Origin of the sequence: Sphingomonas sp., from assembly GCF_029239295.1 — a bacterium.
Lineage (GTDB): Bacteria > Pseudomonadota > Alphaproteobacteria > Sphingomonadales > Sphingomonadaceae > Sphingomonas.
In genome coordinates, this window is record NZ_JAQZBC010000017.1 from 13,013 (window position 1) to 37,738 (window position 24,726).

Annotated in this window: 38 protein-coding genes; 5 read left to right on the top strand and 33 right to left on the bottom strand. The window is 63.3% G+C overall.

Going from position 1 to position 24,726, the window contains the following annotated elements; all coding sequences use genetic code 11:
* Positions 1-87: 87 nt before the first annotated feature.
* The 32 genes from K0S66_RS14295 to eno all read right to left on the bottom strand — a co-directional run bounded on the left by K0S66_RS14295 (position 88) and on the right by eno (position 21,902).
* A complete protein-coding gene (locus K0S66_RS14295) occupies positions 88-738 on the bottom strand; it encodes an adenylate kinase (protein WP_301076145.1) in 651 nt (216 codons plus the stop codon).
* A 37-nt stretch (positions 739-775) separates the two neighbouring features.
* The gene (gene secY / locus K0S66_RS14300) at positions 776-2,122 is read right to left on the bottom strand and encodes a preprotein translocase subunit SecY (RefSeq protein ID WP_301076146.1); all 1,347 of its coding nucleotides are present in this window, start codon (positions 2,120-2,122) and stop codon (positions 776-778) included.
* Positions 2,123-2,311: 189 nt separating this feature from the next.
* The gene (gene rplO, locus K0S66_RS14305) at positions 2,312-2,854 is read right to left on the bottom strand and encodes a 50S ribosomal protein L15 (RefSeq protein WP_301076147.1); all 543 of its coding nucleotides are present in this window, start codon (positions 2,852-2,854) and stop codon (positions 2,312-2,314) included.
* Between the two features lie 94 nt (positions 2,855-2,948).
* Positions 2,949-3,125 (bottom strand): 50S ribosomal protein L30, encoded by a 177-nt coding sequence (gene rpmD, locus K0S66_RS14310; protein ID WP_046408576.1) that lies wholly within the window; start codon positions 3,123-3,125, stop codon positions 2,949-2,951.
* A gap of 6 nt (positions 3,126-3,131) precedes the next feature.
* On the bottom strand, positions 3,132-3,878 hold the full coding sequence (rpsE, locus tag K0S66_RS14315) for a 30S ribosomal protein S5 (protein WP_301076148.1): 747 nt from the start codon (positions 3,876-3,878) through the stop codon (positions 3,132-3,134).
* Positions 3,879-3,881: 3 nt separating this feature from the next.
* On the bottom strand, positions 3,882-4,232 hold the full coding sequence (rplR, locus tag K0S66_RS14320; protein WP_301076149.1) for a 50S ribosomal protein L18: 351 nt from the start codon (positions 4,230-4,232) through the stop codon (positions 3,882-3,884).
* Positions 4,229-4,762, bottom strand: a complete 534-nt coding sequence (gene rplF, locus K0S66_RS14325; RefSeq protein WP_301076150.1) for a 50S ribosomal protein L6 — start codon at positions 4,760-4,762, stop codon at positions 4,229-4,231. The genes rplR and rplF overlap by 4 nt, the downstream gene beginning before the upstream one ends.
* Complete coding sequence (gene rpsH, locus K0S66_RS14330) at positions 4,762-5,157, bottom strand: 30S ribosomal protein S8 (protein WP_231021866.1); 396 nt, start codon at positions 5,155-5,157, stop codon at positions 4,762-4,764. The genes rplF and rpsH overlap by 1 nt, the downstream gene beginning before the upstream one ends.
* 10 nt (positions 5,158-5,167) lie before the next feature.
* A complete protein-coding gene (rpsN, locus tag K0S66_RS14335) occupies positions 5,168-5,473 on the bottom strand; it encodes a 30S ribosomal protein S14 (RefSeq protein WP_231021864.1) in 306 nt (101 codons plus the stop codon).
* Positions 5,474-5,511: 38 nt separating this feature from the next.
* Positions 5,512-6,096 (bottom strand): 50S ribosomal protein L5, encoded by a 585-nt coding sequence (rplE, locus tag K0S66_RS14340; RefSeq protein ID WP_301076151.1) that lies wholly within the window; start codon positions 6,094-6,096, stop codon positions 5,512-5,514.
* Positions 6,089-6,406 (bottom strand): 50S ribosomal protein L24, encoded by a 318-nt coding sequence (gene rplX / locus K0S66_RS14345; RefSeq protein ID WP_301076152.1) that lies wholly within the window; start codon positions 6,404-6,406, stop codon positions 6,089-6,091. The genes rplE and rplX overlap by 8 nt, the downstream gene beginning before the upstream one ends.
* Positions 6,406-6,774, bottom strand: a complete 369-nt coding sequence (gene rplN, locus K0S66_RS14350; protein ID WP_017979484.1) for a 50S ribosomal protein L14 — start codon at positions 6,772-6,774, stop codon at positions 6,406-6,408. Before rplN ends, rplX begins: the two co-directional genes overlap by 1 nt.
* Before the next feature lie 248 nt (positions 6,775-7,022).
* Positions 7,023-7,307, bottom strand: a complete 285-nt coding sequence (gene rpsQ / locus K0S66_RS14355; RefSeq protein WP_301076153.1) for a 30S ribosomal protein S17 — start codon at positions 7,305-7,307, stop codon at positions 7,023-7,025.
* 13 nt (positions 7,308-7,320) lie between these two features.
* The gene (gene rpmC / locus K0S66_RS14360; protein ID WP_301076154.1) at positions 7,321-7,524 is read right to left on the bottom strand and encodes a 50S ribosomal protein L29; all 204 of its coding nucleotides are present in this window, start codon (positions 7,522-7,524) and stop codon (positions 7,321-7,323) included.
* A gap of 1 nt (position 7,525) precedes the next feature.
* Complete coding sequence (rplP, locus tag K0S66_RS14365; protein WP_046408559.1) at positions 7,526-7,960, bottom strand: 50S ribosomal protein L16; 435 nt, start codon at positions 7,958-7,960, stop codon at positions 7,526-7,528.
* 12 nt (positions 7,961-7,972) lie between these two features.
* Positions 7,973-8,680 (bottom strand): 30S ribosomal protein S3, encoded by a 708-nt coding sequence (gene rpsC, locus K0S66_RS14370; RefSeq protein ID WP_301076155.1) that lies wholly within the window; start codon positions 8,678-8,680, stop codon positions 7,973-7,975.
* Positions 8,680-9,057, bottom strand: a complete 378-nt coding sequence (rplV, locus tag K0S66_RS14375; RefSeq protein ID WP_301076156.1) for a 50S ribosomal protein L22 — start codon at positions 9,055-9,057, stop codon at positions 8,680-8,682. The genes rpsC and rplV overlap by 1 nt, the downstream gene beginning before the upstream one ends.
* Positions 9,057-9,335: a 30S ribosomal protein S19 gene (rpsS, locus tag K0S66_RS14380; protein ID WP_301076157.1), complete on the bottom strand. Its 279-nt coding sequence runs from the start codon at positions 9,333-9,335 to the stop codon at positions 9,057-9,059. The genes rplV and rpsS overlap by 1 nt, the downstream gene beginning before the upstream one ends.
* Positions 9,335-10,168: a 50S ribosomal protein L2 gene (gene rplB, locus K0S66_RS14385; protein ID WP_301076158.1), complete on the bottom strand. Its 834-nt coding sequence runs from the start codon at positions 10,166-10,168 to the stop codon at positions 9,335-9,337. The genes rpsS and rplB overlap by 1 nt, the downstream gene beginning before the upstream one ends.
* Position 10,169: 1 nt before the next feature.
* Positions 10,170-10,484, bottom strand: coding sequence for a 50S ribosomal protein L23 (locus tag K0S66_RS14390; RefSeq protein WP_046408551.1), 315 nt, complete (start codon positions 10,482-10,484; stop codon positions 10,170-10,172).
* Positions 10,477-11,091 (bottom strand): 50S ribosomal protein L4, encoded by a 615-nt coding sequence (gene rplD / locus K0S66_RS14395; RefSeq protein WP_301076159.1) that lies wholly within the window; start codon positions 11,089-11,091, stop codon positions 10,477-10,479. The genes K0S66_RS14390 and rplD overlap by 8 nt, the downstream gene beginning before the upstream one ends.
* A gap of 2 nt (positions 11,092-11,093) precedes the next feature.
* The gene (rplC, locus tag K0S66_RS14400) at positions 11,094-11,828 is read right to left on the bottom strand and encodes a 50S ribosomal protein L3 (protein ID WP_301076206.1); all 735 of its coding nucleotides are present in this window, start codon (positions 11,826-11,828) and stop codon (positions 11,094-11,096) included.
* A gap of 282 nt (positions 11,829-12,110) precedes the next feature.
* Positions 12,111-12,419, bottom strand: coding sequence for a 30S ribosomal protein S10 (gene rpsJ / locus K0S66_RS14405; protein WP_066776796.1), 309 nt, complete (start codon positions 12,417-12,419; stop codon positions 12,111-12,113).
* Positions 12,420-12,590: 171 nt separating this feature from the next.
* Positions 12,591-13,787: an elongation factor Tu gene (gene tuf, locus K0S66_RS14410; protein ID WP_301076160.1), complete on the bottom strand. Its 1,197-nt coding sequence runs from the start codon at positions 13,785-13,787 to the stop codon at positions 12,591-12,593.
* 132 nt (positions 13,788-13,919) lie between these two features.
* The gene (gene fusA / locus K0S66_RS14415) at positions 13,920-16,013 is read right to left on the bottom strand and encodes an elongation factor G (RefSeq protein WP_301076161.1); all 2,094 of its coding nucleotides are present in this window, start codon (positions 16,011-16,013) and stop codon (positions 13,920-13,922) included.
* A gap of 98 nt (positions 16,014-16,111) precedes the next feature.
* The gene (gene rpsG, locus K0S66_RS14420; protein ID WP_301076162.1) at positions 16,112-16,582 is read right to left on the bottom strand and encodes a 30S ribosomal protein S7; all 471 of its coding nucleotides are present in this window, start codon (positions 16,580-16,582) and stop codon (positions 16,112-16,114) included.
* Between the two features lie 51 nt (positions 16,583-16,633).
* Positions 16,634-17,005, bottom strand: a complete 372-nt coding sequence (rpsL, locus tag K0S66_RS14425; RefSeq protein WP_029936467.1) for a 30S ribosomal protein S12 — start codon at positions 17,003-17,005, stop codon at positions 16,634-16,636.
* 250 nt (positions 17,006-17,255) lie between these two features.
* Positions 17,256-18,224 carry an alpha/beta hydrolase gene (locus K0S66_RS14430; protein ID WP_301076163.1) on the bottom strand — a complete coding sequence of 323 codons (969 nt, stop codon included), beginning with the start codon at positions 18,222-18,224 and terminating at the stop codon, positions 17,256-17,258.
* 199 nt (positions 18,225-18,423) lie between these two features.
* Positions 18,424-19,665, bottom strand: a complete 1,242-nt coding sequence (locus tag K0S66_RS14435; protein ID WP_301076164.1) for an amidohydrolase family protein — start codon at positions 19,663-19,665, stop codon at positions 18,424-18,426.
* 8 nt (positions 19,666-19,673) lie between these two features.
* Positions 19,674-20,144, bottom strand: coding sequence for an MAPEG family protein (locus K0S66_RS14440; protein ID WP_301076165.1), 471 nt, complete (start codon positions 20,142-20,144; stop codon positions 19,674-19,676).
* A 118-nt stretch (positions 20,145-20,262) separates the two neighbouring features.
* The gene (locus tag K0S66_RS14445; RefSeq protein WP_301076166.1) at positions 20,263-20,583 is read right to left on the bottom strand and encodes a septum formation initiator family protein; all 321 of its coding nucleotides are present in this window, start codon (positions 20,581-20,583) and stop codon (positions 20,263-20,265) included.
* 38 nt (positions 20,584-20,621) lie between these two features.
* Positions 20,622-21,902 (bottom strand): phosphopyruvate hydratase, encoded by a 1,281-nt coding sequence (eno, locus tag K0S66_RS14450; RefSeq protein WP_301076167.1) that lies wholly within the window; start codon positions 21,900-21,902, stop codon positions 20,622-20,624.
* A gap of 132 nt (positions 21,903-22,034) precedes the next feature.
* Between eno and K0S66_RS14455 the strand changes: the two genes are divergently transcribed.
* From K0S66_RS14455 to K0S66_RS14475, 5 genes are read left to right on the top strand one after another with little or no spacing between them, the layout of a single operon-like run.
* The gene (locus K0S66_RS14455) at positions 22,035-22,577 is read left to right on the top strand and encodes a hypothetical protein (protein ID WP_301076168.1); all 543 of its coding nucleotides are present in this window, start codon (positions 22,035-22,037) and stop codon (positions 22,575-22,577) included.
* A 5-nt stretch (positions 22,578-22,582) separates the two neighbouring features.
* Positions 22,583-22,921, top strand: a complete 339-nt coding sequence (locus K0S66_RS14460; protein ID WP_301076207.1) for a phage holin family protein — start codon at positions 22,583-22,585, stop codon at positions 22,919-22,921.
* Positions 22,918-23,292, top strand: a complete 375-nt coding sequence (locus tag K0S66_RS14465; RefSeq protein ID WP_301076169.1) for a DUF3618 domain-containing protein — start codon at positions 22,918-22,920, stop codon at positions 23,290-23,292. The genes K0S66_RS14460 and K0S66_RS14465 overlap by 4 nt, the downstream gene beginning before the upstream one ends.
* The gene (locus K0S66_RS14470; protein WP_301076170.1) at positions 23,289-23,771 is read left to right on the top strand and encodes a hypothetical protein; all 483 of its coding nucleotides are present in this window, start codon (positions 23,289-23,291) and stop codon (positions 23,769-23,771) included. The genes K0S66_RS14465 and K0S66_RS14470 overlap by 4 nt, the downstream gene beginning before the upstream one ends.
* 41 nt (positions 23,772-23,812) lie before the next feature.
* Positions 23,813-24,040 carry a DUF4170 domain-containing protein gene (locus K0S66_RS14475; RefSeq protein ID WP_301076171.1) on the top strand — a complete coding sequence of 76 codons (228 nt, stop codon included), beginning with the start codon at positions 23,813-23,815 and terminating at the stop codon, positions 24,038-24,040.
* Positions 24,041-24,223: 183 nt separating this feature from the next.
* Here the strand turns inward: K0S66_RS14475 and greA are convergent, their stop codons facing one another.
* Entirely contained in the window at positions 24,224-24,700 is a 477-nt protein-coding gene (gene greA, locus K0S66_RS14480; protein WP_301076172.1) for a transcription elongation factor GreA, read from the bottom strand.
* Between the last annotated feature and the right edge of the window lie 26 nt (positions 24,701-24,726).

The window sequence follows — 24,726 nt, forward strand, 5'->3', positions numbered from 1 at the left end:
CGGCCGGTGGGGCCCGTTACGAGGCCGAAACCAGGCCGGCGGCAGGCCGGCAGATGACTACGCAAGGCCAAATGCCGCCAGCGGCGATTACCCGCGGTCGAGGATTTCCTCGATCGAGCGCGTGACATCGGCAATGTCAGCCATGCCGTCCACTCGCCGCACCAGCCCGCGCCCATCGTAGATCGGCAGGATCGGCGCGGTCTTCGCCCGGTATTCCGCCATCCGCGTGCGGACCGTTTCCTCATTGTCGTCCGGGCGCCGCTTGAACTCATGCGCCCCGCAAACATCGCAGGTATCCGCCACTTTCGGCTGCTTGAACCGGTCGTGATAGCCCGCGCCACAGTTGGAACAGGTGAAGCGCCCGACGATGCGCTCGACCAGCGCGTCCTCGTTCACCTCAAGCTCAATCACATGATCGAGTGTACGCCCACGCTCTTCAAGCAGCAGATCAAGTGCATCCGCCTGTGCGGCCGTCCGGGGATACCCGTCAAAGATCGCGCCTTGACCGTCCGACAGCCGATCAAGGTTCTCCCCGATCAGCGCCGACACGATCGCGTCGGAGACGAGCTCGCCCGCGTCCATCACCGCCTTGGCCTGGAGCCCGACCGGCGTGCCGGCCTTCACCGCAGCCCGCAGCATGTCCCCGGTGGACAGCTGCACCATGCCGCGCTCCGCGACGAGTCGCTCCGACTGCGTGCCCTTGCCCGCGCCCGGAGGCCCAAGAAGAATGATGTTCACGAAAAAACGTCCTCCCCTTTCGATCCGCCCGCGCGTGTCAGCGCAGACGACCGCCCTTCAGCTTCGCCTTCTTGATGAGGTCGCCATATTGATGCGCCAGCAAGTGTGACTGGATCTGCGTCACCGTGTCCATCGTTACGTTCACGACGATCAACAGGCTCGTTCCCCCGAGATAGAAGGGGATCGACAAAGCAGATACCAGGTATTCCGGCACCAGGCAGATGAACGCCAGATAGGCGGCACCGATCACGGTGATACGCGTCAGCACATAGTCGAAATACTGCTCGGTGTTCTTGCCCGGGCGGATGCCGGGAATGAAGCCGCCGTAGCGCTTCAGGTTCTCCGCCGTCTCCTCGGGGTTGAACACAACCGCGGTGTAGAAGAACGAGAAGAAGATGATGCCGGCCCCGTACAGCAGCATGTACAACGGGCTGCCGTGCTGCAGATACTGGTTCAGGCTGATGATCACATCGCCCCACCAGCTTTCACCCGAGACGCTCTGGCCGGCAAACTGCGTGACCGTCAGCGGCAGCAGCAGAAGCGACGAAGCGAAGATCGGAGGGATCACGCCTGCCGTGTTGATCTTCAGCGGCAAGTGGCTGCGATCAGCCTGCACGCCGCGCGCAGTCTGACGCTTGGGATACTGGATCAGGATGCGGCGCTGAGCACGCTCCATGAAGCAGATGAAGAGCACAAGGCCAGCGACCGCGAGAATGATCGCAATGACGATCGCCGGGCTCATCGAACCCGTGCGGCCGCCCTCGAGCAGGTTGACGATCGTCGTCGGCAGATGGGCAACAATGCCCGCCATGATGATCAGCGAAATACCATTGCCGATGCCGCGGCTGGTGATCTGCTCACCGATCCACATCAGGAACATAGTTCCGCCGATCAGCGAGATCACTGCGGCAACTCGGAACAGCATGCCCGGCTCCACGACGGCACCACCAGCCTCCAGGCCAGTCGCGATGACATATCCCTGGATCGCGGTGAGCAGGACCGTGCCGTAGCGCGTATACTGGTTGAGTTTCTTGCGACCGCTCTCACCTTCCTTCTTGATCGCTGCGAGCTGCGGCGAAAGCGAAGTGGCAAGCTGAACGACGATCGACGCCGTGATGTACGGCATCACGCCGAGCGCGATCAGCGAGGCGCGCTCGAGAGCGCCGCCAGAGAAAGTGTTGAAGAAATCCAGCACGCCGCCCTTGGTCTGCTGAGCGAGTGCAGCGAGACCCGTCGGATCGATGCCCGGCAGGGGCACGTAACTGAGCAGGCGGAAAACGATCAGCGCACCGATCGTGAACCACAACCTCTTCTTGAGGTCGGTCGCCTGCGCGAACTTCGCCAGGCTGATGCTTTGCGCCATTTGGTCGGCTGCGGATGCCATCGTACGTCGGTGCCTTCGGAAACGAAAAACGGCGGAGCGGGTGATAATGCCCTGCCCCGCCGCTCATATAGGCCTGCTCGAAGGCTTGTCTAACCTAGCGAGCAGATTCTGCCCCGGCGAATACCGGAAATCAGATCGCAAAGCGGATCCAGGCGGTGCTCTGACTGTACTTCAGAGCACCGGGCCTAGTCAGTTGCCGGACTTTGCCGCCTTGCTGGCGAGACGCGCCTCGCGTGCCTTGCCCTTCTTGGCAGCAGCCTTGTCAGCCGCAGCGACAACGTCGATCACGTTGACCGAACCGCCGGCCTTCTCGATCGCTTCGCGCGCGGACGCCGAAACGCCTGCAACGGTGAAGTTCAGCTTTGCGCTGATCTCGCCCTTGGCCAGCAGACGCACACCGTCCTTGCCGCCACGCGCCAGGCCAGCGGCCTTGAGAGCCGCGTGATCGACGTCGGTGCCGGTCAGCTTGCCTGCGTCGACCGCCTTCTGGACCGCGCCAAGGTTCACCTCAGCATAATCCTTGGCGAAGATGTTGTTGAAGCCACGCTTCGGCAGACGCATGTGGAGCGGCATCTGACCGCCCTCGAAGCCGGCGATCGAAACGCCTTCACGGCTTTTCTGGCCCTTCTGGCCACGACCGCCGGTCTTGCCCTTGCCCGAGCCGATACCGCGACCAACCCGCATCCTGCGGTGACGGGCGCCTTCGTTGTCGCGCAGTTCGTTCAGTTTCATGTGTGCACTCGCTTTCGCTTTTGTCGCGCTGATAAAAAGGAAGGGGGCCGCTTAGCCCCCTTCCCGGTATTTGTCACTAGTCAGGTCGGAAGGGTCAGTCCTGAACCTCGACCATGTGCTGCACCTTGCGGATCATGCCGCGGACCTCGGGGCTGTCCTCCAGCTCCGAGACACGGTGCATCTTGTTGAGGCCAAGACCGATCAGCGTCGCGCGCTGATCCTTGGTGCGACGGATCGGCGATCCGGTCTGCTTCACCTTGATGGTTGCCATGTCGGCTTACTCCGTGATGGCCGCAGCGTCCGCCTCGGCGGTCTGCGAACCACCGCGGCCGAGCAGATCGGCGATCTTCTTGCCACGACGCTGGGCAACCGCCTTCGGCGAGGTCTGGTTGTTCAGCGCCTCGAACGTGGCGCGGATCATGTTGTACGGGTTCGACGTACCGACCGACTTGGTCACCACGTCAGCAACGCCGAGCGACTCGAAGATGGCGCGCATCGGACCACCGGCGATGATGCCGGTACCCTGCGGGGCCGAGCGGACCGTGACGCGGCCGGCACCAAAGTGACCGTTCACGTCGTGGTGCAGCGTGCGGCCTTCCTTCAGCGGAACGCGAACCATTGCCTTCTTGGCAGCGGCAGTAGCCTTCGAGATTGCCTCCGGCACCTCGCGAGCCTTGCCGTGGCCGAAGCCGACGCGGCCCTTGCCGTCACCAACGACGACCAGTGCAGCGAAGCCGAAGCGCTTACCGCCCTTAACCGTCTTGGACACGCGGTTGATGTGGACGAGCTTCTCGATCAGCTCCTCGCCACCCTCATCGCGGTTGCGATCGTCGCGACGTCCGCGGTTGCCGTCACGGCCGCCACGATTGCCGCCAGGACCACCGCGGCCACGACCGCCACCCGGGCCGCCGCGTCCACGTCCACCACCGCCGCCACCGGCGTAACCGCCGCTCTGCGGCGCGTCATTGGTGGCGGGAGCTGCGTCCTGCTGCACCGCTTCCGGCGCGTTGTTTTCGTCAGCCATGTCTTAGAACTCCAGTCCGGCTTCGCGCGCAGCTTCCGCCAGCGCCTTCACCCGTCCGTGAAAGAGGAAGCCGCCACGGTCGAACACGACCTGCGTGACGCCGGCAGCCTTGGCCGCCTCAGCGATGCGCTTGCCAACGGCAGTCGCAGCATCGACGTTCGACGTCGCACCTTCGTGGCCCTGGAGCGTCGAAGCAGCAGCGACCGTACGGCCCTGTGCGTCGTCGATTACCTGAGCGTAGATGTGCTTGCCCGAACGATGCACGGACAGGCGCGGACGAGTACCGCTGCGCGCACGAAGCGCCGTACGGTTGCGGCGACGCCGCTTCTCGAAAAGCGAAAGGCCCTTGGTCACTTCTTCTTTCCTTCCTTACGGAAGATGAACTCGCCGTCGTACTTGATGCCCTTGCCCTTGTACGGCTCGGGCTTGCGCCAGCGGCGGATCTCGGCGGCCAGCTGGCCGACCTTCTGCTTGTCAGCGCCCGAGATTTCGACCGTGGTCTGATCGGGAGTTTTCACCTCGATGCCTTCCGGCACGTCAATGTCCACATCATGGCTGTAGCCGAGCTGCAGCTTGAGCTTGCGGCCCTGTGCCGAGGCGCGATAGCCGACGCCGGTGATCAGCAGCTTCTTGGTGAAACCGTCGGTCACGCCAGTGACCAGGTTCTGCACCATCGTCCGCTGCATGCCCCAGAACGCACGCGCTTGCTTGGAGTCGTTGGCCGGCTGCACCGAAATGCCGCCATCCTCAACCGTGTACTTGATCTCGTCGCGCAGTGCGAGGTTCAGAGAGCCCTTGGGCCCCTTCACCGTCATCTGCTTGCCCTCGATCGTGGCAGTAACGCCGGCCGGAACCGTGACTGCCTTCTTGCCGATGCGGCTCATCAGAACACCTCCGCCAGCACTTCGCCACCGACGTTCTGCTCGCGTGCCTCGGCATCCGAGAGTACGCCGCGCGGCGTCGAGACGATCGTGATACCAAGGCCGTTCATCACACGCGGCAGGCTCTGCGAGCCGCTGTAGATGCGACGACCTGGCTTCGAGACCCGGGCGACATGCTTAATCGCCGGCTGGCCCTCGAAATACTTGAGCTCGATGCGGACGCCCTTCACGGGGCCCAGATCTTCCTCGCTATAGCCACGGATATAGCCTTCGCGCTGAAGCACGTCGAGCACGCGGGTCCGCAGCTTCGAGGCCGGCGAAACAACGCTGTCCTTGCGCGCACGCTGGCCGTTGCGGATGCGGGTGAGCAGGTCACCCAGGGGATCGGTCACTGCCATCTTGGTGTCCTTACCAGCTCGACTTCGTCAGACCGGGGATCAGGCCCTTGTTGGCCAGATCGCGCAGCATGACGCGGGCAAGACGGAACTTGCGGTAATAAGCGCGCGGCCGGCCGGTGATCTCGCAGCGGTTGCGGACGCGGGTCGGATTCGAATTGCGCGGCAGTTCGGCCATCTTCAGGCGCGCGATGAGACGCTCGGTCTCGTCGAGCGACTTATCGTTCGCCGTTGCCTTCAGCTTCGCCCACTTCGGGGCATATTGCTTCACGAGCTTCTTGCGACGCTCGTTCTTGTTCACGGAACTCAGTTTCGCCATGGACTTAAGCTCTCTCGTTCAGTTCGTTGCCAAGGGGCTCACGCCGCCTTCTTCTCTTCTTCCGCCTCATCCCGCGGGAACGGGAACCCGAACAGGCGAAGCAGCTCGCGCGCCTCGTCGTCGGTCTTGGCGGTGGTGGTGACGATCACGTCCATGCCGCGCACCTTGTCGATGCGGTCATAGTTGATCTCCGGGAACACGATCTGCTCCTTCAGGCCGCAGGCGTAGTTGCCACGTCCATCGAAGCTCTTCGGGTTCAGACCGCGGAAGTCGCGGACGCGCGGAAGTGCGATCGTGATGAAGCGATCGAGGAATTCGTACATGCGCTCGCGACGCAGCGTGACCTTCACGCCGATCGGCATGCCTTCACGCAGCTTGAACTGCGCGATCGACTTCTTCGCCTTTGTGATCACCGGCTTCTGACCAGCGATCAGCTCCATCTCGGAGGCGGCCTGCTCGACGCGCTTCTTGTCCTGGGTCGCTTCACCGACGCCCATGTTGAGCACGATCTTCTCGATCCGCGGAACTTCGAGTGCGTTCTTGTAGCCGAACTTCTCGATCATCGCCTTTGCGATGGTCTCGTCGTACAGCTTGCGCAGGCGGGGCGTGTAGCCATCAGCCATCGATCTTCTCCCCGGTCTTGACCGCAACACGGACCTTCTTGCCGTCCTGCATTTCGAAACGGACGCGCGTCGGCTTACCCTCTGCGGTCACGTGAGCGACCTTCGAGATGTGCAGCGGCGCTTCGAAGCGGTTCAGGCCACCCTGCGGGTTCGTCTGCGACGGCTTGGTGTGGCGCGTTGCCACGTTCACGCCGGCGACGACAACCTTGCTGTCCTTCGGCATGGAAGCGGTGACGGTACCGGTCTTGCCCTTGTCCTTGCCGGACAGAACGATGACCTGGTCGCCCTTCTTGATCTTGGCGGCGGCCATTACAAAACCTCCGGAGCCAGCGAGATGATCTTCATGTGCTTCTTGCCACGAAGTTCACGCACGACCGGGCCAAAGATACGGGTGCCGATGGGCTCCTCGTTCTTGTTGACCAGCACCGCGGCATTGCCGTCGAAACGGATGGTCGAACCGTCCGCCCGGTGAATGTCCTTGGCGGTGCGCACGATGACGGCGCGATGCACGTCACCCTTCTTCACCTTGCCACGCGGCTGAGCTTCCTTGATCGACACGACAATGATGTCGCCGACGCTGGCCGTGCGGCGCTTGGAACCACCAAGCACCTTGATGCACTGCACCCGCTTCGCGCCGCTGTTGTCAGCGACGTCGAGATTGGACTGCATCTGGATCATTGATCCGCTTCCTTCTCTCTACTGGGGTGGATACCGACCCAACCCCGCCTTAAAAAAACGACCCCGGGCGCGGCGACCGCGTCCAGGGGGAGCGGCCCGGTAGCCGCTCCACAGACAAAAGGCAATGCCCCGCGGGGCCGCACCCTTGCCTGCTCTCGATCGCCCTGCCCCTCGACTGGTCTCCGGAGTGATCCGGACCCTGGCCGATACTGGCAGAAGCGCCCTGGTCTTCGACCCGGGCCTGCGGCTTACGCCGAGGCCGGCTCGTCGATGTCGACCCGCTCGGGCGCCGCGTGGGTGTTCACCCGATCGACGACCTTCCAGGTCTTCAGCTTGGAGATCGGTGCGGTCTCTTCGATCCGCACAGTCTCGCCCTGCTTGTACTCATTCGCCTCATCATGGGCGTGGTACTTCTTCGAACGACGGATGATCTTCCCGTAGAGCGGGTGCTTCACCTTACGCTCTACGTTCACCACCACCGTCTTGTCCCCCTTGTCGGAGACGATCAGCCCGGTCAGCACGCGCTTCGGCATGGCTGTGGTCCTCTTACTTGCCGGCGGCAGCGGTGCGCTGCGCCTGCAGGGTCTTGATGCGGGCGATATCCTTGCGGATCTCGCGCACGCGGCTCGGCTTCTCGAGCTGGTTGGTCGCTGCCTGGAAGCGCAGGTTGAACTGCTCGCGCTTCAGGTTGCCCAACGCCTCGACGAGCTGGTCGTCGCTCTGGCCGTTGAAGTCACTCTTATTCGCCATCTTACTCGCCTCCGAGGTGTGACGTGTCGCCGAGACGCGCCACGACCTTGGTCTTGATGGGGAGCTTCATCGCTGCACGCTCGAAAGCCTCGGCAGCAAGCGGACCGGGAACGCCGTCCAGTTCAAACAGGATACGACCTGGCTTGACGCGGGCTGCCCAATATTCCGGCGAGCCCTTACCCGAGCCCATGCGGACTTCGGCCGGCTTGCCCGACACGGGCACGTCCGGGAACACGCGGATCCAGAGACGACCCTGACGCTTGATGTGACGCGTGATCGCGCGGCGAGCCGCCTCGATCTGGCGTGCGGTGATACGCTCCGGCTCCATTGCCTTCAGGCCATACGACCCGAAGTTGAGCGCGGTACCGCCCTTGGCGTCGCCGCTGATGCGGCCCTTGAACGCCTTGCGGAACTTGGTGCGCTTTGGTTGCAGCACTTCTTCTACTCCTTAGCGGCGGTCATCGCGCGCAGGGCGCACGCCGGAGGTCTGAGCCTCCATCATCAACCGGTCGGTAGCCATCGGATCGTGACCAAGGATTTCGCCCTTGAAGATCCAAACCTTGACGCCGCACACGCCGTAAGCGGTGTGCGCCTGAGCCTCGGCATAGTCCATGTTCGCGCGCAGCGTGTGCAGCGGAACGCGGCCTTCGCGATAGCTCTCCGAACGGGCGATCTCGGCACCGCCGAGACGGCCGCCGCAAGCGACGCGGATGCCGTCGGCACCCAGGCGCATCGCCGACTGAACCGCACGCTTCATGGCGCGGCGGAAAGCGATACGACGCTCGAGCTGATCGGCGATACCCTGTGCGACGAGCTTCGCGTCGACTTCCGGCTTGCGGATCTCGACAATGTTCAGCGACACGTCCGAGCTGGTCATCGCGCCGAGCGTCTTGCGCAGCTTCTCGATGTCCGAGCCCTTCTTGCCGATGATCACGCCGGGACGTGCAGCGAAGATGGAAATGCGGCACAGCTTGGCCGGACGCTCGATCACCACCTTGGAGATCGCCGCCTGCGGCAGCGTCTTCATGATGTACTGGCGGATCTTGAGATCCTCCAGCAGCAGACGACCGTAGTCGGCACCGTCGGCGTACCAGCGGCTGTCCCAGGTGCGGTTGATCTGCAGGCGCAGACCGATCGGGTTGCTCTTATGGCCCATTAGGCTTCTTCCTGCTCGCGCACGACGATCCGCAGCCGCGAGAACGGCTTGAGGATGCGGGTGGACTTGCCGCGGCCGCGAGTTGCGAACCGCTTCATGGTGATCGACTTGCCGACCGAAGCCTCGGCGACAACAAGCGCATCGACATCGAGGTTGTGGTTGTTCTCGGCGTTGGCGATCGCCGAAGCGAGCACCTTGCGCGCGTCAACCGCCATACCCTTCTTGGAGAAGGCCAGGATGTTCATCGCGTCAGCCGCCGAACGGCCACGGATCAGCGCCGCGACCAGGCCCAGCTTCTGCGCCGAACCACGGATCTGCGTGCCGACCGAGAGGGCTTCCTTCTCGCCGACCTTACGCGGGGACTTAGGCTTGCTCATCAGCGCTTGCCCTTCTTATCAGCGGCGTGACCCGGGAAGTAGCGCGTCGGCGCAAACTCACCCAGCTTCATGCCAACCATGTCCTCGTTCACCGACACCGGCACGAACTTGCGGCCATTGTACACGTTGAACGTCAGACCGACGAACTGCGGCAGGATGGTCGAACGACGCGACCAGGTCTTGATCGGACCCGTGCGGCCATTCTGGTCCTGCGCCACCTCTGCCTTCTTCAGCAGGTGAAGGTCCACGAACGGACCCTTCCAGACGGAGCGAGCCATTACTTCTTCCTCGCGTGACGGCTGCGGATGATCATCTTGTCCGTCGCCTTGTTGTGGCGGGTGCGCGCACCCTTCGTCGGCTTGCCCCACGGGGTGACCGGGTGACGGCCGCCCGAGGTGCGGCCTTCACCGCCGCCGTGCGGGTGGTCGACCGGGTTCTTCGCGACGCCACGGGTAAGCGGACGCTTGCCCATCCAGCGGGTACGACCCGCCTTGCCGAAGTTCTGGTTCTGGTTGTCGGGGTTCGACACCGCGCCAACCGTCGCCATGCACTCGCTACGGATGTAGCGCTGCTCGCCCGAGTTCAGGCGAACGATCACCATCCCGCGGTCACGACCCACGACCTGCACATAGGTGCCTGCCGAACGAGCGATCTGACCGCCCTTGCCCGGCTTCATCTCCACGTTGTGGACGATGGTACCAACCGGCACCTGGCCCAGCTCCATGGCGTTGCCCGGCTTCACGTCGGTCTTCTTGGCAGCCACCACCTTGTCACCAGCAGCAAGACGCTGCGGTGCGATGATGTAGGCCTGCTCGCCGTCGGCGTAGCTGACCAGCGCGATGAACGCGGTGCGGTTGGGGTCATACTCGAGCCGCTCAACCGTGCCCTCGGCGTCCCACTTGCGACGCTTGAAGTCGATGTAGCGATACTTCTGCTTGTGGCCGCCCGCGATGCCGCGGCTGGTCACGTGACCCTTGTTGTTGCGGCCGCCACTCTTGCGCTTGCCTTCGGTCAGCGCCTTGACGGGCGCGCCCTTGTGGAGCGTCGAGCGATCGATCAGGACCAGGCCACGGCGAGCCGGGCTGGTCGGGTTATAATGCTTGAGCGCCATCTCAGTTGGCCCCCTCGGTGACGTCGATCGACTGCCCGTCCTTGAGCGTGACGATCGCCTTCTTCATGTCCTGGCGGAAGTACGGAGCGCCCTTCCAGCGCTTCGTCTTGCCCTTCTGGACGATGGTGTTCACGCCAACGACGCTAACGTCGAAGATCGCTTCAACCGCCGCCTTGATCTCCGGCTTGGAGGCCTTCTTGGCCACCTTGAACACCACGGCGTTCTGCTCGGAGAGAAGGGTCGACTTCTCGGTGATGTGCGGCGCGACAATCACGTCATAGTGACGCGGGTCGATCGCCTTCTGCTGCTTAGCCATTGAAGCGCGCCTCCAGCTTCTCGACCGCCGCGCGGGTCAGCACCAGCGTATCGGCCTTGATGATGTCATAGACGTTCGCGCCGACTGCCGGGAGCAGATCCACGCCCGGCAGGTTGTAGCCGGCGCGGAAGCTCTCTGCAGTCTCGCCGTCGATCACAAGCGTACGCTTGCCAACGTTGAGCGTCGCGAAGTGCCCCTTGAGTTCCTTGGTCTTCTCGACCTCGAAACCATCCAGAACGATCAGCGAACCAGCCTTGGCATGGCTCGACAGCGCCATCTTCAGGCCGAGTGCACGGACCTTCTTGTTCAGACCCGGATTGAAGTCACGAACACGGGCACCGTGCGCCTTACCACCGCCGATGAAGACGGGAGCCCGGCGATCGCCGTGACGAGCCACACCGCCGCCCTTTTGGCGACCGAGCTTCTTGCCCGTGCGAGCGACGTCCGAACGCTCGCGCGTTCCGCGGGCGGTGCCGCGACGCTTCTCGAGCTGCCAGGTGACGACGCGGTGCAGGATGTCAGCGCGCGGCTCGAGGCCGAAGACCTCGTCCGACAGCTCGACGTCTGCCACTTCGTTCCCGGCGAAGGAGGAAACCTTGACCTTCACGTTCAGCCCTCCTGGCCGTCGGTCGCTTCGGGTGCCGGAGCATCCGCTGCGTTGTTGCTATTGGCAGCCTTCAGGCCGGCCGGACGCGGTGCGTCGGCGTGCGGCTTCAGCTTGACGGCGTCCTTGACGAACAACCAGCCGCCCTTCGAGCCAGGGACGGAGCCCTTGACGAAGATGAGGCCGCGCTCGACGTCGGTGCCGACGATCTCGAGGTTCTGCTGCGTGCGGTTACGGTCGCCCATGTGGCCCGCCATCTTCTTGTTCTTGAAGACGCGACCCGGATCCTGACGGTTACCGGTCGAACCATGCGAACGGTGCGAGACCGAAACGCCGTGCGTCGCGCGCAGACCGCCGAAGTTCCAGCGCTTCATGGCGCCGGCGAAACCCTTACCCTGGGTACGACCCTGGATATCGACGAACTGACCAGCAACGAAGTGATCAGCCGAGATTTCAGCGCCGACGTCGAGGAGATTGTCCTCGCTGACGCGGAATTCGTGGACGACCGCCTTGGGCTCGACTTCGGCCTTGCCGAAGTGGCCGCGCTGCGGCTTGGCGACATTCTTGGACTTGGCGACACCTGCACCAAGCTGGACAGCCGTATAGCCGTCACGTTCCGTTTCGCGACGAGAGATGACCTGAAGCCCTTCCAGCTGCAGGACGGTGACCGGCACGTGGCGGCCGTCGTCCTGGAACAGGCGGGTCATGCCCATCTTCTTCGCGATCACGCCGGTACGCATGATCCGTAGCTCCTCAACAGAGGCACCCATGGGCCCATCCCACAGGTGCTTGTGACGCCCCCTTGAAGGAGGCATCGCAATTCCAACCCGGTACAAGCGAAGCGCGCCCCCGTCCCGGGCTGGGCGCCCCTCGCAAGCGAGAGGCAGACGGGAGACGCTGTCCCAACCGCATGCGGCTGGCGGTATCTCTAGCTCCAGGTGCCCTTCACGGGTCCCACGCGTTTCCGAATCCGCGGAAACGACAAACCCGCGGGACTCACGTCAACCGCGGGAGGCAGGCCATTACGCCAGCTTGATCTCAACGTCAACGCCTGCAGCCAGGTCGAGCTTCATGAGCGCGTCCACAGTCTGCGGGGTCGGCTGCACGATGTCGAGCATACGCTTGTAGGTGCGCACCTCGAACTGCTCGCGGCTCTTCTTGTCGACGTGAGGGCCACGGTTGACCGTGAACTTCTCGATACGCGTCGGGAGCGGGATCGGACCACGAATAAGGGCACCGGTACGTCGGGCGGTGTCGGCGATGTCGCCGGTCGCCTGGTCGAGCACGCGATGATCGAACGCCTTCAGGCGAATGCGGATGTTGCTGTCCATAATCCCTACCGATGCGAAAGAGCGGGCCACGTGAACGCGGCTCTTGCTGTTCATGAAACTGTTGAAGGCGCGGCCAATAGCCCTGCCCTCATAAAAAGGCAACCGCCCGGCGCACCTTTCGGTACACCGGGCGGCAGCTTTGCGGCGAACCACTAGATCCGGTGAAGGATCTTACTTGGCGATCGCGCTGACGACGCCTGCACCAACGGTGCGGCCGCCTTCACGGATCGTGAAGCGCTGGCCCACGTCCATGGCGATCGGAGCGATCAGCTTGATGCCCAGAGCGACGTTGTCGCCCGGCATCACCATCTCGGTGCCCTCAGGCAGCTCGACGGTGCCGGTCACGTCCGTCGTACGGAAGTAGAACTGCGGACGATAGTTGGCGAAGAACGGCGTGTGACGGCCACCCTCTTCCTTCGACAGCACGTACACTTCCGACGAGAAGTCGGTGTGCGGCTTGATCGAGCCCGGCTTGCAGAGCACCTGGCCACGCTCGACTTCGTCGCGAGCGACGCCACGGATCAGCGCGCCGACGTTGTCGCCAGCCTGGCCCTGATCGAGCAGCTTGCGGAACATTTCCACGCCGGTAACGGTCGTCTTGCGGACTTCCGGGTGGATGCCGACAATCTCGACTTCCTCACCAACCTTGATGATGCCGGTCTCGACGCGGCCGGTCACCACGGTGCCACGACCCGAGATCGAGAACACGTCCTCGATCGGCATCATGAACGGCTTGTCCAGCGGACGCTCCGGCTGCGGGATGTACTCGTCAACAGCCTTCATCAGCTCCATGACGGCGTCGGTGCCGAGCTTCTGGTCCGAACCCGAAAGGGCGCAGGTAGCCGAGCCCTTGATGATCGGAATGTCGTCGCCCGGGAATTCGTACGAGCTAAGCAGCTCGCGAACTTCCAGCTCGACCAGCTCAAGGATTTCCTCGTCGTCGACCAGGTCGACCTTGTTGAGGAACACGACCATTGCCGGCACGCCGACCTGACGAGCGAGCAGGATGTGCTCACGAGTCTGCGGCATCGGGCCGTCGGTGGCCGAGACGACCAGGATCGCGCCGTCCATCTGGGCAGCACCAGTGATCATGTTCTTCACGTAGTCGGCGTGACCCGGGCAGTCGACGTGCGCATAGTGACGGTTGGCCGTCTCATACTCGACGTGCGCGGTCGAGATGGTGATGCCGCGCTCACGCTCTTCCGGAGCCTTGTCGATGTTCGCGAAGTCGACGGCTGCGTTACCAGCGACGTTCTCTGCGAGAACCTTGGTGATCGCTGCGGTCAGCGAGGTCTTGCCATGGTCGACGTGACCGATGGTGCCGATGTTCAGGTGCGGCTTGGTCCGCTCAAACTTAGCCTTAGCCATTGTTATCCTACCTTCTGGATTTCCACTTGAGCCGCACGAGGACTCGCCGTGAAGGCGGCCCCATAGCGGCTGAATTGTCGTTGCGCAAACCCTCTCCCGTCACCCGGGCCGGCCGGATGACGGGAAGAGCGATTACGCGAGCTTCGCCTTGACCTCGTCCGCGACGTTCTGCGGCACTTCGTCATAATGCGAGAACTGCATCGAGTAGCTGGCGCGTCCCTGGGTGAACGAGCGCAGCGAGTTCACGTAGCCGAACATGTTCGCCAGCGGCACCATTGCAGTCACCGCCTGCGCGTTGCCGCGCGTGTCGGTACCCTGAATCTGGCCACGACGCGAGTTCATGTCGCCGATCACGTCGCCGAGGTAATCCTCCGGCGTCACGACCTCAACCTTCATCACCGGCTCGAGCAGCGTAATGCCCGACTTCTGCGCCGCTTCGCGCATCGCGCCACGGGCGGTGATTTCGAACGCCAGAGCCGACGAGTCGACGTCGTGGTACGCGCCGTCATACAGCACGATCTCGAAGTCGATGATCGGGAAGCCAACCAGCGAACCGGTTGCTGCCGTCTCACGGAAGCCCTTTTCGATCGCGGGGATATATTCCTTCGGAATGTTACCGCCCTTGATCTCGTCCTTGAAGATGATGCCAGCGCCACGCTCGCCCGGCGTCAGCTTCACCTTGACGCGACCGAACTGACCCGTGCCGCCCGACTGCTTCTTGTGGGTGTAGTCGATGTCGACCGGCTTCTTCAGGTACTCGCGATACGCCACCTGCGGCGCACCGACGTTCGCCTCGACCTTGAACTCGCGCTTCATGCGGTCGACGAGGATCTCGAGGTGAAGTTCGCCCATCCCCTTGATGATCGTCTGACCCGATTCGTGATCGGTCGACACGCGGAACGAGGGATCCTCGGCTGCCAGGCGGTTGAGGGCGACGCCCATCTTCTCCTGGTCGGCCTTGGTCTTCGGCTCCACGCTGAGCTCGATAACGGGCTCAGGGAATTCCATCCGCTCGAGGATGATCGGGTTCGCCGGATCGCACAACGTGTCGCCGGTCGTCGTTTCCTTCAGACCTGCGATCGCGACGATGTCGCCAGCGCGCGCCTCTTCGATGTCCTCACGCGAGTTCGCGTGCATGAGGAGCATACGACCGATCTTTTCCTTCTTGTCCTTCACCGAGTTCAGGTAGGTGCCCTTGGCCAGCTTACCCGAATAGATGCGCGCGAAGGTGAGCGAGCCGACGAACGGATCGTTCATGATCTTGAAGGCGAGCAGCGACATCGGCGCGTCATCCGACGGCGGACGCGAATCGACCGTCTCGCCGTCAAGCTTCACGCCCTGAACGTCAGGGATGTCGAGCGGGCTGGGGAGATAATCCACCACCGCGTCGAGCAGCGGCTGAACACCCTTGTTCTTGAACGACGAGCCGCACAGCACCGGCACGAAATCGAACGCCAGCGTGCCCTTGCGGATCAGGCGCTTCAGCGTCGCCGTGTCAGGCTCGTTGCCCTCCAGGTACGCGTCCATCGCTGCATCGTCCTGCTCGACGGCGATCTCGATCAGCTCGGAACGGGCAGCAGCAGCCGCGTCCTTCATGTCGTCCGGGATATCGCGATATTCGAACTTCGCGCCCAGCGATTCGTCGAGCCACACGATCGCGCGGTTCTCGACCAGGTCAACCAGACCGACGAACTGGCTCTCGATACCGATCGGCAGGTACAGCACGGCCGTACGGGCGCCCAGGCGATCCTTGATCATCTGAACGCAGCGGTCGAAGCTTGCGCCAGTACGGTCGAGCTTGTTGACGTAGCACAGACGCGGAACGCGATACTTGTCCGCCTGGCGCCACACCGTCTCCGACTGCGGCTCAACGCCGGCAACGCCGTCGAAGCAGGTTACCGCACCGTCCAGCACGCGCAGCGAACGCTCGACCTCGATGGTGAAGTCGACGTGGCCCGGCGTATCGATGATGTTGATCAGGTGCTCATCACCCTTACCTTCCTCAGCGCGCCACTTGCACGTGGTCGCCGCGGAGGTGATGGTGATGCCGCGCTCCTGCTCCTGCTCCATCCAGTCCATCGTCGCGGTGCCTTCGTGCACTTCGCCGATCTTGTAGGACTTACCGGTGTAGTAAAGGATGCGCTCGGTCGTCGTCGTCTTGCCGGCGTCGATGTGCGCCATGATGCCGATGTTACGGTACTTCTCGAGCGGATGGCTGCGGGCCATGGTCGGGCTTTCCTTAGAGATGTGGGGAGCAGGCCCATGGCCAGCTCCCCACGATATAGTTTACGTGCGAGACGCTTCCAAGACGGAAGCCGCAACCATTACCAGCGATAGTGGCTGAAGGCGCGGTTCGCTTCCGCCATGCGGTGCGTGTCTTCGCGCTTCTTCACCGCGTTGCCGCGGTTATTCGCCGCGTCGAGCAGCTCACCCGACAGACGCGCATCCATCGTGTTTTCGCTGCGACCGCGCGCGGCGGTGATCAGCCAGCGGATCGCCAGCGCCTGTGCGCGCTCAGGACGAACCTCGACCGGCACCTGGTACGTGGCACCACCAACGCGGCGCGAACGGACTTCGATGCCCGGCTTGATGTTGTTCAGCGCTTCATGGAACACGCCAAGCGGCTCACGCTTCGCGCGGGCTTCGACGGTGGTCAGCGCGGAATAGACGATGCCCTCCGCGACGGACTTCTTTCCGTCCATCATGACGGAGTTCATGAACTTCGACAGAACCTCATCCCCGTAAACGGGATCAGGCAGGATTTCCCGCTTCTCGGGACGACGACGACGAGCCATCTGGTATCTTCCTTCTAAACTTCAGCCTTGTTGATCGAATACTCGATCGGCTTACTTCGGACGCTTGGCGCCGTACTTGGAACGGGACTGACGGCGGTCCTTGACACCCTGTGTGTCGAGCACGCCGCGCAGCACGTGATAGCGCACGCCCGGAAGGTCGCGCACACGGCCGCCGCGGATGAGCACAACCGAGTGCTCTTGCAGGTTGTGGCCTTCGCCCGGGATGTAGCTGATGACTTCGCGCTGGTTGGTCAGGCGAACCTTGGCCACCTTGCGCAATGCCGAGTTCGGCTTCTTCGGGGTCGTGGTGTACACACGGGTGCAAACGCCGCGCTTCTGCGGGTTCTGCTCCATCGCAGGGACCTTGCTCTTGGCCTTCTGCGGTTCGCGGCCCTTGCGGACCAGCTGGTTGATCGTCGGCATTGAAGCCTTCACCTTTCGTATAGGTTACTTTGCTGGAGCCCTGACAGCACTTGGAATACGAAAAGGACCATGGGGCGGCCGCATACAGCCTCCCGGGTCCTCTAAGCATCCAGCAATGTTCAAGCTTGCCCGGAGCAGGTCAGACCCACCACGAACGGGCGCGGCTATACGCATCAGGGGCGATACGGTCAATGGTAGCGCCGGAGCCCAGCTCGACCCATGCGGGGCGGCACATCACGGCGCCTGCCGTTCAGTCGATCGTTGCTAGCAACGCCTTTTCGAAGCGGGCGGGATTCTCCACCTGCGGCGAATGGCCGAGGCCCTCGAGCGCTAACAGCCGTCCCTTCGGCATTCGGCGCACAGCATCGGCGGCGACTTGCGGAATCGCCTTCAGGAACTGCCGCAGTGATGCCGGTGCCTGAGCACGCCCGAACGCCGTCTTGTCCAGCGTGCCGACCATGACGGTGGTCGGCGCCGTGACGCGATGCAGCTCATGCGCGATCGGTTGGGTGCGTATCATCTCGCTGGTCTTGGCCTGCGCAAGCGCCACGCTGTCGCGCGCGGAACCAGCGTACATGCCGGCCTGCATTCCGACCCACCGATCGTAGGCAGGCTGCCAGCTGCCATGATAATAGTTCGCCAGCTGATAAGCCTTGATCGATGCGTAGCTCGTCTTCTTCTCGGCCGCCCAGAGGGTGTCGAGATCGACATACGGGACGCCATCTTCAGACCGGTCGACCAGCCCAAGCGGATTGACGAGCACCAGGCGCTCGACCGCCTCAGGGAACATGATGGCGTAACGGGTCGCCAGCATGCCGCCCATCGAGTGACCCACGACCGTCGCCTTCGTCACCCCTCGTGACGCGAGCAAGCGATGTGTGTGGTGAGCGAGCATGGCGAAGCTGTATTGCGCGGCGCGCGGCTTGGCCGACTTGCAGAAGCCGATCTGGTCGGGGACGATCACACGATAGCCGGACGCGCTGAGCGCCCTGGCGGTCGACTCCCAGGGCGCTCCGCAGAAATTCTTGCCGTGCATCAGCACGACCGTCCGGCCGTTCGGACGCGCCGGCGCCACATCCATGAACGCCATCGTCGCCGGCTCCCCCACGACGTCGACAGTGATCGTCTGAACGGGCCATGGGTAGGGAAAGCGCTCAAGATTGGGACCATAATCAGGGACCGCAGGTGCCGCCCCCATCAGAATCAAAGCACCTGCCATCACGCCGATCGTCCGCATCACATGTCCCTGAAGCCAGTTATTCAGCTGCCGTGCCCCTTCGCTCTTCCGCACCGCGCATCTACCCGCGCCAATCCTTACCCGAAGCCAAGTAAGGGAGCAGCGAAGAGGAACAGGCCATCTCACGTACAAGGCCCGCACTCTTCCCTGCACCACCGGTAAGCGGCCGGGCAGCCGGAGCTTACTCCACCAGTGTGCCACCCTTAATCACGGCAGCGGGCGTCTCCAGCACCGTCACGTCCTCCAGCGGATTGCCGGTGACTGCCACGATATCGCCAAAGCGCCCGACAGAGATGGCGCCGACGTCTCGGGTGCGCCCCAGGGCTTCGGCAGCGGTCAGCGTCGCCGCGCGGATCGCCTGCAGCGGCGTCATGCCATATTGCACCATGATGCGGAACTGCTTGCCCGCGTCCTTGTGTGGCATCACGCCGGCGTCGGTCCCGAACACGATCTTTGCGCCTGCCGCATTGGCCTTGCGGAAATTGTCGCGCTGGATCTGCGCAATCTCGCGGTCCTTGCGCAGGTTATCCTCAAGGACGCCGTTCTTCTTGCCTTCGGCCTGGGTATATTCGGTGTTGTAGATATCCATCGACAGATAGGTGCCGCGTTCCTTCGCAAGCCGAATGCCCTCGTCGTCGATCAGGCTGGCATGTTCGATCGTATCGATCCCAGCGCGGATCGCGGCCTTGATACCGGCAGCGCCATGCGCGTGCGCTGCGGTCTTCAGCCCCCATTGATGCGCCTCGTCGGCGATCGCGCGGAGTTCGCCTTCCGACAATTGCTGCTGCCCCGGTTCGGTATTGCGGCTGAAGACGCCTCCCGTCGCGCACACCTTGATCACCTCGGCACCATATTTGCGCTGTTCGCGAACCCGGGTGCGCAACTCGTCCGGCGTATCTCCCACTGCCTTGCCGCGCTGGTTGAAGCTGGGCGGGAAAAAGGTGCTGTCGCAATGGCCCCCGGTTGCGCCGAGCGCATAGGCGGCCGGCACGATCCGTGGGCCGACCATCAGCCCCTCGTCTATCGCCTGCTTATAGGCGACGTCGTTGTAATTCTCGGAGCCCACATTGCGCACGGTTGTAAATCCCGCGCGCAGCATGGTGCCTGCATTGCCGACGCCCTGAACGCCCCAGAAGCTGTCGGTGAATTGGAGGCCGTTGTAGCCCCCATATAGCGGCGTGCTGTCGAGATGGACGTGCATGTCGATCAAGCCGGGCACGAGCGTCACGTCGCCCAGGTCAATCCGCTTCGCACCGGCGGGCCCCGCCCCGCCAATCGCCACGATCCGCCCATCCGTGATCGTGATCACTGGGCGCGCAACGAGCGTACCTTTTTCGACATCAAGCATCCGCGCCGCCGTCACCACCACCGTGTCAGCGGCGGCAGGAGAAGCAGCGGCTACCAGAACGGCAGCCGCGATCATCACTGACTTCAAGAAACACCCCCCATTGCTTGCACAGCGCGATGGTAAGCCCCCGCCACGGAGGCGATATCGACAAAGAAACCGACCCACATGGCAAGCAGGATCGCTACCGAGACGAGATAGGCCAGGAAGCGTGCGGACACCTTCTTCGGGCCGATATGAATGTAGCTGTGCACCGCCCGCGCGATAACGAACAGCCACGCCAGTGTCACTTGGATGCTGTTCGCCTGCCCCGACATGATCAGCAGCGGGACCAGTGCAAAAAACAGCACCGGCATCTCGAACAGATTAGCCAGATTGTTGGCCGGCATCTCGACTGGCCGGAAGTAGCGCAACGCCGCTTCGCCATTGGCGAAATCCTCCTGCCGGGGCGGCGTGTTCTTCATGTGGCGAATGCGACGGAAGAACAGAGTGAACCAGACGATGAAGATCAATGCGACCAGCGCAAAGGTCGGCCACAGGATGTTCAATGCCGGCATTCGGGGCCCCCACCGCAAAAAAGCGCAGCATGGGACCAATCGAGGGAAGTGAAAAGAGGCGTCGCCGCGACCTTCAGTTCAACGCCGCGCTGCGATGGCAAGGACGGCAGGCCAGCAATCAATTGAGCGGTACGATAACCTCGTCAGGATGCGCGACGTTCAATTCCCGCCGCACCAGTTCGTCCACCATGTCGGGATTGGCATGGCGCGGATCGAGCAGCGCAACTCGGTTGCGCAGCACTTCGCGTCGATGGTCGAGCGCGACATAATAGCGTTCGCGCTTGGCCACCTGACGCTTGTATTCGCCAAAGGCGAAGATGCCGTTCGAACCAAGAACGGCATAGCCGCCAAAGAACGCCATCACCATCACCGCAGCAGCGGGCCAGGCGGCACGCTTGAGCACAGCGCGAAAGGTGGAGGGCTTACGGCGTTTCACCATCGGATTTTCGCCGAAAGCCCCCCTTTATTCAAGCTGTTTCAGCGGGTGCGAAGCACGTCCCGGCCAGCATAAGCTGCAACGGTGCCCAGCTCCTCCTCAATGCGGATCAGCTGGTTGTACTTGGCGAGCCGGTCCGATCGCGCGAGGCTGCCAGTCTTGATCTGGCCGCAGTTGGTGGCGACCGCCAGATCCGCGATCGTCGAATCCTCGGTTTCGCCGGACCGATGGCTCATCACCGCGGTGTAGCCGGCGCGCTCGGCAATACGGATCGCCTCCAGCGTTTCGGACAGCGTCCCGATCTGATTGACCTTCACCAGCAGCGAATTCGCAAGCCCACGACCAATTCCGTCACGCAGCCGCGCCGGGTTCGTCACGAACAGGTCGTCACCGACCAGCTGAACCTTGTTGCCGATCTTGTCCGTCAGCGCCTTCCACCCGTCGAAATCGTCCTCTGCCATGCCGTCCTCGATCGACAGGATCGGATAGCGCGCGACCAGATCAGCGAGATAATCGGCCATCGCCCCCGGCTCGAGCGTAAGCCCCTCGCCGGAGATGACGTACTTGCCATCCTTGAAGAATTCGGTCGCCGCACAGTCAAGTGCCAGCATCACGTCCTCACCGGGCGTGTATCCAGCCTTTTCGATCGACTGCATGATGAAGTCGAGCGCGTCAGTCGTGCTGGCGAGGTTGGGCGCAAAGCCGCCCTCGTCGCCAACAGCGGTTGCCATACCTTTGTCGTGCAGGCCCTTCTTCAGCGTGTGGAAGATCTCCGAGCCGCAGCGCACCGCCTCCAGGATATTTTCCGCCCCCACCGGCATGATCATGAATTCCTGGAAATCGATCGGGTTGTCAGCGTGTTCGCCGCCGTTGATGATGTTCATCATCGGCACCGGCAGGACGTGAGCGCCCACGCCACCCACATACCGATAAAGCGGCAGGCCACGGGAATCCGCCGCCGCCTTCGCCACCGCCAGGCTGACGCCCAGAATAGCGTTCGCACCGAGGCGCCCCTTGTTCTCGGTACCGTCGAGTTCGATCAGCGCGGTGTCGATCTCCAGCTGATCCTCAGCCTCCAGACCGCGGATCGTATCTGCGATTTCGCCATTGACGGCCTCCACCGCGCCCTCGACGCCCTTGCCAAGCCAGCGCGCCTTGTCGCCATCGCGCCGCTCGACGGCCTCGTGCGCGCCCGTTGACGCCCCCGACGGCACCGCCGCCCTTCCGAAACTGCCATCTTCGAGGAACACGTCGACCTCCACCGTGGGATTGCCACGGCTGTCGATAATCTGGCGGCCCTGCAGGTCGATGATTGCGGTCACGTAACGATCCTTCTACGGTGGCGAGGACGGGTTTGCGGCGTCCGATACCGTGACGCGCGCCCTGCGGCAATTCGCGATGGAACCACCCTCGCCGCGGCGGGGTTGTCAGTTCCGATCAAGGAAGGATTCCCCATGGCCGACGACACCTTAAAGCCGATGACCGATCAAGATGTCGCGCCCGCGATCGCTAATCCGGCCGGCGCGACCGACGATTTCCAGCCCAGCGATCCGTTGAAGAGCACCGATCAGGGCGCATCCGACTTTTCGTCGGGAGGCGAGACGAACAATGGCGCGTCGGCGAGCCCGCGACAGCTCATCAATGACAATGTAGTCAAGCTGAAGAGCGAAGCGGGAGACCGCGCTCGTACCCTCGCCGATCAGGGCAAGGTAAAGGCGACCGACGCGCTTGAGCAGTTGGTCACCATGCTGAACGATGCTGCCCAGCAGGTCGATGAGAAGCTGGGTTCGCAATATGGTCAATATGCGCGCTCAGCGGCCGATCAGGTGCAAGGCCTGTCATCCAAGCTGAACGACCGCAGCGTCGACGAATTGCTCGATGACGCGCGCGACCTCGTACGCAAGAGCCCGGCCGCCGCAATCGGCGTGGCCGCTGCAGTAGGCTTCGTCGCTGCACGCCTTCTGTCCGCGGGGCTAGACCAGCGCGACCAGGCGTGACCTTGATGATGGGGGAACGGACGGACGAGGATGCCGGCATCGGTCAGCTGATGTCTCAGCTGGCAGCGGATGCCAAGGAGGCTGCACAGGCCGAGGTCGCGCTGGCGAAAGCCCGCGCGGCCTTTGCCGCGACCCGGTACAAATGGGCGGCGGTCTACTTCAGCATCGCCGGCGTGCTCGCCCTTGCCGCGCTGATTGCCCTGCTGGTGGGGCTGATCCTCACCCTGGCGACGGTGATTGGCCCCGGCTGGGCCACGGCAGCGGTAGTTGTCGGCGTGTTGGCCATCGCCACGATCCTGGGGCTGATGGGCAAGGCGCAGCTGTCGAAGAAGGTGGTCTCTTGAGCTCCGATCCCCAAGCGTTGACGGTAACGCTCGCCGAGGAGCGAGCCGCCGCTGCGCGCCAGCGCCTGACCCAAACGGCGGGTACCCTTCAGGCGCGTCTGAACCCTAAGGTGGTGGCGCGCGACGCCGTCGAGAATTTGCAGGTCTCGGGCGAGCGCGCGCTGCGCAGCGGCGTTGCGTCAGCACGGGCCAATCCGGAGGCGCTGGTGTGGGCGGTTACGCTTGCCACAGCGTGGCTGGCACGACGGCAGATTGCAGCGGCGCTCTTTGGCCGCAAACGCAAGCTCCCGCACGATCGCGAAACTCCCGCGCAACTAGCGCGTTCGATCCCCGGTGACTGGCCGGAGACGGCCGAGAGGAAAAACATATGACCGACGCCAACACGCAGACCAACAAGCAGGGCAACAGCGCCGATCACAGCGACTCGCTGCGCGACCGCGCGACTCACGCTTATGAAAGCGCCGTAACACGCGCTGGCGAGACGGTAGAGACGTCGAAGGAAAGCGCCCGCGACGCGGCCCACAAGGCCAATGACTTCATCGAGGGCAATCCACTCGGCGCGCTCGCCGGGGGTCTCGCCCTGGGCGCGGTGGTAGGCGCACTGCTACCGCGTAGCGAGCGCGAGAAGAAGGTGCTGGCGCCCGTCGGCAAGACCGTCAGCGCAGCGGCACTGGCCGCGGTCGCGGCCGCCAAGGAAGCCGGGCGCAGCGAGCTTGAAGAGCTGGGCCTGACCAAGGATGCCGCGCGGGTGCAGGCTAAGTCGCTGTTCCAAGGCGTCGTGAAAGCAGCCTCCCACGCGGGCACCGCCGCCGCCGAGGCGGGGCGCGAACAGATCAAGCCGGCGCACTGAAAGGGTTCAAACCTGGCCGTCTAGGGGGTAAGGGAGCCGCCATGAGCAAGCTTCACCTCGTTTTCGGCGGCCGGGTTTCCGACCCGCGCACGCTGGACTTCGCCGACCTCAAGTCCATCGACATCGTCGGCGTGTTCCCCGACTACGCTTCGGCGGAAAAGGCCTGGCGGGCCGCCGCGCAGCGGACGGTCGATGATGCCGAAATGAAGTATGTGGTGGTGCACCTGCACCGGCTGCTGGAACCTGAGCTGCTCAAGCCTGCAGGCTGATCGCAGCTTAGGGACCTCGCCCCTCTTCAACCTCATAGGCTGCGCACGCTTCGGCGTTCGCAGCCTTTTTATTGATGATGGTTGGAGAGGGGAGTTTTCGCGGGTGCTGGCGCGCCGTCGGGCGCCGATGCCGCTCCTGAGCGCCGAGTCGTCAGCGTGCGCTCAGGGCAGCGATCGCACGGGTCAGATGAATTCGATCTTCGACACGACGTAGTAACGGTCGCCGGCGGGAACTGACACCTCGACCTCATCGTCGACACTGCGCCCGATCAACGCGCGTCCGATTGGCGAATTGTAGCTGATCCGCCCAGACTTCGCGTCCGCCTCGGTCTGGCCGACGATCTGGTATTTGATCGGCTTGTCATCCTCATCGAGGAGCGTGACCGTCGCGCCAAAAACCACCTTGTCGCCCGACAGGTCGCGCGGATCGATGATCTGCGCGCGCGACAGCTTGTCCTCGATGTCAGCGATCGTCGCCTCGATCTGGCCCTGCCGCTCCTTTGCAGCATGATATTCGGCGTTTTCCGACAGATCGCCATGGGCACGCGCTTCCTCGATCGCATCCACGATCTGCGGCCGTTCGATCTTCAACCGTTTCAGCTCCGAAGTCAGCTTGTCGTAGCCTTCCTGGAGCATCGGCATCTTCTCGACGGTCGCCATTTGCGCGTCACCCTTCAATAAACACG

Coding starts and splice junctions, on each gene's coding strand:
- rpsL (WP_029936467.1), bottom strand. CDS start 17,005: ATGCCGACGATCAACCAGCTGGTCCGCAAGGGCCGCGAACCGCAGAAG.
- rpsE (WP_301076148.1), bottom strand. CDS start 3,878: ATGGCTGACGAAAACAACGCGCCGGAAGCGGTGCAGCAGGACGCAGCT.
- rpsH (WP_231021866.1), bottom strand. CDS start 5,157: ATGGCAGTGACCGATCCCCTGGGTGACCTGCTCACCCGCATCCGCAAC.
- rplX (WP_301076152.1), bottom strand. CDS start 6,406: ATGGCCGCCGCCAAGATCAAGAAGGGCGACCAGGTCATCGTTCTGTCC.
- K0S66_RS14430 (WP_301076163.1), bottom strand. CDS start 18,224: ATGGCAGGTGCTTTGATTCTGATGGGGGCGGCACCTGCGGTCCCTGAT.
- rpsS (WP_301076157.1), bottom strand. CDS start 9,335: ATGGCTCGCTCCGTCTGGAAGGGTCCGTTCGTGGACCTTCACCTGCTG.
- K0S66_RS14435 (WP_301076164.1), bottom strand. CDS start 19,665: ATGATCGCGGCTGCCGTTCTGGTAGCCGCTGCTTCTCCTGCCGCCGCT.
- tuf (WP_301076160.1), bottom strand. CDS start 13,787: ATGGCTAAGGCTAAGTTTGAGCGGACCAAGCCGCACCTGAACATCGGC.
- rpsQ (WP_301076153.1), bottom strand. CDS start 7,307: ATGCCGAAGCGCGTGCTGACCGGGCTGATCGTCTCCGACAAGGGGGAC.
- rplV (WP_301076156.1), bottom strand. CDS start 9,057: ATGAGCAAGCCTAAGTCCCCGCGTAAGGTCGGCGAGAAGGAAGCCCTC.
- K0S66_RS14475 (WP_301076171.1), top strand. CDS start 23,813: ATGAGCAAGCTTCACCTCGTTTTCGGCGGCCGGGTTTCCGACCCGCGC.
- rpmD (WP_046408576.1), bottom strand. CDS start 3,125: ATGGCAACCATCAAGGTGAAGCAGACCGGATCGCCGATCCGTCGCACC.
- rplB (WP_301076158.1), bottom strand. CDS start 10,168: ATGGCGCTCAAGCATTATAACCCGACCAGCCCGGCTCGCCGTGGCCTG.
- K0S66_RS14440 (WP_301076165.1), bottom strand. CDS start 20,144: ATGCCGGCATTGAACATCCTGTGGCCGACCTTTGCGCTGGTCGCATTG.
- rpsG (WP_301076162.1), bottom strand. CDS start 16,582: ATGGCTCGTCGTCGTCGTCCCGAGAAGCGGGAAATCCTGCCTGATCCC.
- rplF (WP_301076150.1), bottom strand. CDS start 4,762: ATGAGCCGCATCGGCAAGAAGGCAGTCACGGTTCCGGCCGGCGTTACT.
- rpsC (WP_301076155.1), bottom strand. CDS start 8,680: ATGGGCCATAAGAGCAACCCGATCGGTCTGCGCCTGCAGATCAACCGC.
- rplE (WP_301076151.1), bottom strand. CDS start 6,096: ATGGCTGATGGCTACACGCCCCGCCTGCGCAAGCTGTACGACGAGACC.
- rplC (WP_301076206.1), bottom strand. CDS start 11,828: ATGCGTACCGGCGTGATCGCGAAGAAGATGGGCATGACCCGCCTGTTC.
- K0S66_RS14470 (WP_301076170.1), top strand. CDS start 23,289: ATGACCGACGCCAACACGCAGACCAACAAGCAGGGCAACAGCGCCGAT.
- fusA (WP_301076161.1), bottom strand. CDS start 16,013: ATGGCCCGCAGCCATCCGCTCGAGAAGTACCGTAACATCGGCATCATG.
- K0S66_RS14455 (WP_301076168.1), top strand. CDS start 22,035: ATGGCCGACGACACCTTAAAGCCGATGACCGATCAAGATGTCGCGCCC.
- K0S66_RS14390 (WP_046408551.1), bottom strand. CDS start 10,484: ATGGCTAAGCAGCAGAAGGCGATCGACCCGCGTCACTATGACGTGATT.
- K0S66_RS14445 (WP_301076166.1), bottom strand. CDS start 20,583: ATGGTGAAACGCCGTAAGCCCTCCACCTTTCGCGCTGTGCTCAAGCGT.
- K0S66_RS14460 (WP_301076207.1), top strand. CDS start 22,583: ATGATGGGGGAACGGACGGACGAGGATGCCGGCATCGGTCAGCTGATG.
- rplN (WP_017979484.1), bottom strand. CDS start 6,774: ATGATCCAGATGCAGTCCAATCTCGACGTCGCTGACAACAGCGGCGCG.
- rplO (WP_301076147.1), bottom strand. CDS start 2,854: ATGAAACTGAACGAACTGCGCGACAACGAAGGCGCCCGTCACCGCAGG.
- rpmC (WP_301076154.1), bottom strand. CDS start 7,524: ATGGCGAATAAGAGTGACTTCAACGGCCAGAGCGACGACCAGCTCGTC.
- rpsN (WP_231021864.1), bottom strand. CDS start 5,473: ATGGCGAAACTGAGTTCCGTGAACAAGAACGAGCGTCGCAAGAAGCTC.
- secY (WP_301076146.1), bottom strand. CDS start 2,122: ATGGCATCCGCAGCCGACCAAATGGCGCAAAGCATCAGCCTGGCGAAG.
- greA (WP_301076172.1), bottom strand. CDS start 24,700: ATGGCGACCGTCGAGAAGATGCCGATGCTCCAGGAAGGCTACGACAAG.
- rpsJ (WP_066776796.1), bottom strand. CDS start 12,419: ATGGACAGCAACATCCGCATTCGCCTGAAGGCGTTCGATCATCGCGTG.